The sequence below is a fragment of the Mesotoga sp. HF07.pep.5.2.highcov genome (assembly GCF_003666285.1).
GTDB lineage: Bacteria > Thermotogota > Thermotogae > Petrotogales > Kosmotogaceae > Mesotoga > Mesotoga prima.
This window is the reverse complement of sequence record NZ_JFHJ01000170.1, coordinates 1-5,815: the sequence shown is the minus strand read 5'-3', so window position 1 is coordinate 5,815 and position 5,815 is coordinate 1. Positions and strand designations below refer to the sequence as shown.

Below are 5,815 nucleotides of genomic sequence, written 5' to 3'. Positions count from 1 at the left end.
GATCAGCTTTTCAAGCTTGGAGTTCTCCACAAAATTACCGAGGCCATGAAAAGAAGCATGGACAGAGAGAGAATAGTTAGAATTCTTCTAATAGGCGCGACTGATTCCTCAGGACTGAGATTCGATCGCGCCACATACTTCCGTGTAGATAGCGGTCGTTCCCTTCTCATTTTGGAAACCCAAGTAAATTCTACGAGGGGCAATAGTTTCAAGGATAGATCCGCATACAGTGATCTTACAAGGTATCTTCAAGATGTTTCGCTTGAGGCGGCACAAAGTACCACTAATAATGAGTCTTCGGCATCAATTTCATATCCTGGGAATATCATTCTAGAAAGGGTCATCCTCAGGAAAAAAATGGTTCACGTTTCTCCAGAAATGCTCAGGCTCAGGGGAGAAGAGCTGAGCTTGATGAACAGAATTATCGGCACTGACGAGTATCTCATTGCTCCCGTGTCAGGGGAAGAAGAAGTACAAGGTGTACTGGTGGTTGACAATGCTTATTCCCGGAAGAAAATCAGCAGTGGTGACATAGAGATTCTCGGATTGCTGGCCGACAGTACAGGAGTAGCTCTTGAACTTACGGAGAACTATAAGAGAATCGTACAGATGGCAGAGAGTCTCGAAAAAGAGAGAAATCTTTCCAATTATTATCGAAGATTCGTTTCAAGTATACTTCAGTCTCTAGAATCAGCAATCATAGTTTGTTCTGTTGACGGTGAAATAACGGAAATCAACAGAACTGCTGGATTTCTTTTGAACATTGAAAGAGAAGAATTGATTGGAAAGAAGATTCAATCAATGAAACCACAACTTGGAAGCATTATCGACCTTTTGTCGGATGCGATGAGAATTGGCGAAACTATTACCCTAACGGATCAATACTTTGAAGCCTTTGGAGAAAGATACTTCGACGTTCGCATAACACCGCTGAGAGAAGAGAAAAGGAAAGGTCTAACTGGCGTGATTCTCTCCTTAGATGACATAACTAGGAGGAGAAATCTTGAGCAGGAACTGAAGGGTAGGGAAAAACTTGCGGCTCTGGGGGAAATGTCTGCAAGAGTCGCTCATGAGATTAGAAATCCAATAACAATAATCGGCGGCTTCGTGAAAAGGATTCTGGCTTCCTCAGACAGGAAGAAAACCGAAGAATATGCGAAAATTCTCATGGATGAGCTTCAAAGACTGGACAGAATAGTTGGCGAAGTACTTGAGGTTTCTAGAAGAAAGGCCAAACCATCTAAGGAAGCGTTTGACCTGGTTTCTATGACACGTGAAATACTGGCTGGATTCGAAGAAAAAGCCGCGTCGGAAAATGTTAAACTTGTTCTATATACGAAAGAAGAAAGAATTGAATATTACGGAAATAGAGATAAAATCAAACAGGTAATAATCAATCTTGTTCAGAATGCTATTGAGGCCTCCGAATCTGGAGATGAGGTCCATGTAACTCTTGAGAAAGATAACGAGGAAATCCGTTTTTCAGCCTGGAACGGTGGGAAAACTATACCAGAAGAGACTTTGAAGCGCATATTTGAACCATTCTTCACTACAAAGACTCTCGGTACTGGTCTGGGACTTTCTATTTGCAAAAAGATTGTAGAAGAGCATGGAGGAAGCATTCATGCTTCAAGCGGAAGTGAAGGAACCGTCTTTACTTTCAGGTTGCCGACTAAGGAATTTGGGAGGTTTGATCTTGAAAAGAGTACTGATAGTTGAAGATGAAAAGAATCTGAGGCTACTAATCGAAGAAGAACTTACGGAATCTGGCTTTGAAGTCAAGAGTACTGGCACAGCTGAGGAAGCTCTTGAAATTCTCAGCACAAATAACTCGTTTGACCTCATGACCATTGACATTGAAATGAAAGGAATGAACGGGCTCGAGCTTGCCGGTGTTGTGCGAAAGCGGTTTCCTAATGTGAAAATTGTGCTTTTAACCGCTTATACTCATTACAAGCACGATCTTTCTTCTTGGGCCGCCGACGCATATGTTGTCAAGTCACCGGATTTCTCAGAACTTAAGAAAGTTATAGAAAGCCTTCTGAGAGAAGACCTTGACTAGTAAAGAAGGAGGAAGGAAGATGCACAAGAAAATCATATCTCTTTCAATAGTGCTTTTGATTACAATGTCACTTCTAGGATATTCAGTAAGACCGGGTGACCTTCTATCGATTTCCGTATATGGGTCCAGCGACCTTTCGAGTGAAACCCTTGTGGGACCGGATGGAACTGTTTCCGTTCCTCCGCTTGGAAGCATTATGCTTCTGGGAAAGACACTAGAGGAGATTCAATCCTTTCTGTCTTCACAATTTCTTAGCAAGGGCATTCTTACATCAGAGCCCCAGGTAACTGTATCTGTGAAGTCGTTTGCTCCATTCATGTTCTACGTTCTGGGAGAAGTTAACAAACCCGGAGCAATTGAGTGGCGCAACGAAACTATTGGGATCTCGCAACTGCTTGCTCTTGCGGGCGGCCTCAAAGACGGGGCAGATCTTTCCTCATCTTTCATAGTGGATAGCGAAGGAACAAGAAATTACATAGATCTATCCTCAATTCTCTCCGGTGGATCCGCTCTAAAAGAGAAAATCTCTGAGGGCTCAACATTATTCGTTCCAACAGGTCCTCGTGCGTGGATAATGACGATGGGCGAGTTCAATTCTCCTTCACTAGTCAAATACAGCCCTGGAATTACTTTGACTCAGGTGATCGCCAAATCTGGAGGACTAAAGGAAACCGCCGATGATAACGAAATCATGATTCTCAGCGAAGCTAAAGAGAATTCTTCGATCGTTAGTCTGAACAGCGTCTTATCCGGCATAAAAAGTGACCCTGTGCTATCTGCTGGAAGCATCGTCATAGCAAACGATGCCTCATCAAAATCAGTCAAGCTTCTTGGAGAGTTTGGCAATCCTTCATCAATACCATACCGTGAAAAGCTGACTTTGCTTCAGGCTATTGGAGAGGCCGGAGGAGTAAATCAGGCCGCTTCGGACCAGCTTTACATTCTGAGGAAAGACCTAGATGAACCGGAATCCGTTGAAATCAGCAAACTCCTCAGCGGTCAGATCAAAGATATAGACCTCTACCCAGGTGAAACAGTATTCGTTCCACGCCAGCCTGAAAGATATGTATATATAGCCTCCGCATCGTTTGGAGGAAAAGTTGAGTTCAGTATAGATGAAGAAATTACGCTAATCAATGCCTTAGTAAAGGTAGATCTCTTTGATCCAGTAAGCCAGGACCCATTAGTTGTTGTAACCACATCAGGCGAACGTCGTGAGTTTCATCAAGGGGAAGATGCCGTTCTCGATGCAGGATCGATGATAATACTTCCAAGCGGTGAAAAGAGTATCTTCGTCACCGGTGAAGTGAAAAACCCGGGCGTCCTTTCCTTCTCGAATTTCGAAGAAATCACTCTTGGAAAAGCAATTGCAAAATCAGGTGGAGTAACGGAGTTTGCTGGCTCTGTAGAACTTCTGGAAAATGGGGAGGCAAAAAAGTTTTCAATCGAAGATGCTGTTAAGAGCACTTTGGTCCTTTCAGCTCAATCTATCGTAAATGTAGCAGAGAAAGAGCATCGTTTTGTATACGTCGTTTCTTCGGCAGAAGGAGGAAGAATCGATTTTGAAGAAAGAGAACCATTCACTCTTAGAAACCTGCTGGCAAAGATGAATTTGCTAAACTTCAATTCGAAGAAGGAAATATCGATTATTGACACCGCTGGAATGAGCAAATTTATTTCTGTTTCTACCCTATCAAAGGAAGACTATCAGCTTGAGACCGGTTCAATCGTGTTAATTCCTGATATAAGTACATGGATATATGTATTTGGGGAAGTGGAAAGACCCGGAAAGATCAAGCTCGATGAAGACGATCTTCTTCTGACGCGTGCTATCAGTGCAAGTGGAGGATTCACTCAAAACGCAGACATTTCGTCCGTTCAGGTGCTTTCTGGATCGGAAATCAGTGAAATAGATCTTGATGAAGTTCTGAAGGGAATATCCAGTGATCGGGAAATTTCTTACGACGATCTCATATATGTCCCAAGAATCGACAGTCGATTCGTCTACGTTGTTTCTGAGGAAAATGGTGGAAGAGTTGATTTCTCTTCTGGCGAAAGCATTACCCTCAGAAATGCCCTTGCCAAACTAAATCTTGTGGAGATCGCTTCACAGAAGGAAATTTCGGTGATTTCACCGTCTGGTAAGGAGATAAGAGTTTCAATTAGTTCTCTTGAAAGATCTGACCTCGAACTGGAAACCGGAAGTGTAATCTTTTATCCTCAGGCGGATAACGTGGCAAATGTTATTGGACAGGTAAGAAATCCCGGTACTGTGAATCTTAAACCCGGTATCCCCTTCAATCTGAGCACCGTAATAGCAGCAGCTGGTGGCATAACCGACCTGGGCGACGAATTCAATATTACAGTAATAGATTCTAAGTCTGCTTCTACAGCTGTTTATAGCCTCGAAGATCTAACAAGAGACCCGATTCCGGTAATTCCAGATGGAGCTACTGTGTTTATTCCCGAACTCGAGGCGAGATTCGTTTATGTTTTGGGGGGCGTACGAGAGCCTGGAATAAAGGAAATAGGCAAAGAAGAGCCAAATCCAACTCTGACAAAACTAATAGCGATTTCTGGTGGATTAAGCGACCCACTTTCGAAGGAAGTTGAGATAATTGAGGATAATCAGAGAAGAAAGCTTGACCTACAGTCAGTAATGATGGGTCGTATTCAAGATCCACAGGTATCGAATCATTCGATAATATATATTTCTGAAACTCCCGATCGATTCGTGTATGTAATCTCTAAAGAGAAGGGCGGAAGAGTCGACTTTGGAAGCAATGAGGAAATCACCCTAAGGACTGCACTGGCAAAACAGAATCAACTTGATTTTGATTCGGATGGCAGGGTTACCATTATCCTTCCTGACGGGACAAAGAGAGAGAGACAGATTTCAGATCTTGGGGAGAGCGATATGAACTTATCCCCTGGATCAATAGTAATTTACCCAGATGTTCTACGTCAGGTGTTTGTGGTGGGTGCAGTTAACAAACCGGGACTCGTGGAATTCGAACCTGGAGAAAAAGTCTCCCTAACAACTGTTCTCGCAAGGGCAGGTGGAATGACCCCGCTTGCGCTGAGTAGCAAGATACAGATAACGGATCCTTTTGGCAGGACCTCAACTGTAAGTGTAGACTCAATACTTCTTGGTAAGGCTCTTGACATGAATCTTGAAGATGGTTCTTTCGTTTACGTACCCATATATGAACCAGTCAGGGTAAATGTAATAGGAGAAGTCAAGTATCCAGGAACGATTGAGTTTTCTAAGACCGAATTGCCATCTCTTATACTCGCTATTTCTAGAGCCGGTGGTTTGACTGAAAAAGCTGCACAAAACGTGAAGATCACGGGCGAAGAGAAAGAAGTACTGTGGCTAGATCTTGTCGATGGAAAAGATGTGATGTTAGTCTCGGGTCAAACCGTCTACGTTCCGGGTGACGATCGATACATCTACGTTGGCGGTGAAGTAAACTCTCCCGGAAAATTCGAGTTCGCAGCTCAGGAGGAGATTACGGTTCTGAGAGCTCTCGCAAGGGCTGGCGGTGAAAAGGCCACCGCCTCAGACCTGGTCAAGGTATTGCTGCCCTCAGGGGAGATTCTACCAGTGAGTCTTTCGAATATCAGGAACGAAGGCAAGGATGCGGTTATTGAACCTGGAAGCACACTCATAGTACCAAAACAAGTGCTAAGAATAACCGTTCTTGGGGCAGTTAAGAATCCAGGTCTTTTCACTTTCAATCCAGATGAGGA

3 protein-coding genes are annotated in these 5,815 nt (G+C 43.5%); all 3 read left to right on the top strand.

Annotation, left to right across the window (positions count from 1 at the left end; translation table 11 throughout):
* Window positions 1-1,719, top strand: a 1,719-nt coding sequence (locus BG32_RS03330; RefSeq protein ID WP_121526373.1) for an ATP-binding protein, incomplete at its 5' end; no start/stop codon positions are given.
* Complete coding sequence (locus tag BG32_RS03325; protein WP_121526372.1) at window positions 1,697-2,062, top strand: response regulator; 366 nt, start codon at window positions 1,697-1,699, stop codon at window positions 2,060-2,062. The genes BG32_RS03330 and BG32_RS03325, both read left to right, overlap by 23 nt.
* 19 nt (window positions 2,063-2,081) lie before the next feature.
* A partial coding sequence (locus tag BG32_RS03320) for an SLBB domain-containing protein (RefSeq protein ID WP_121526371.1) occupies window positions 2,082-5,815 on the top strand: 3,734 nt, incomplete at its 3' end.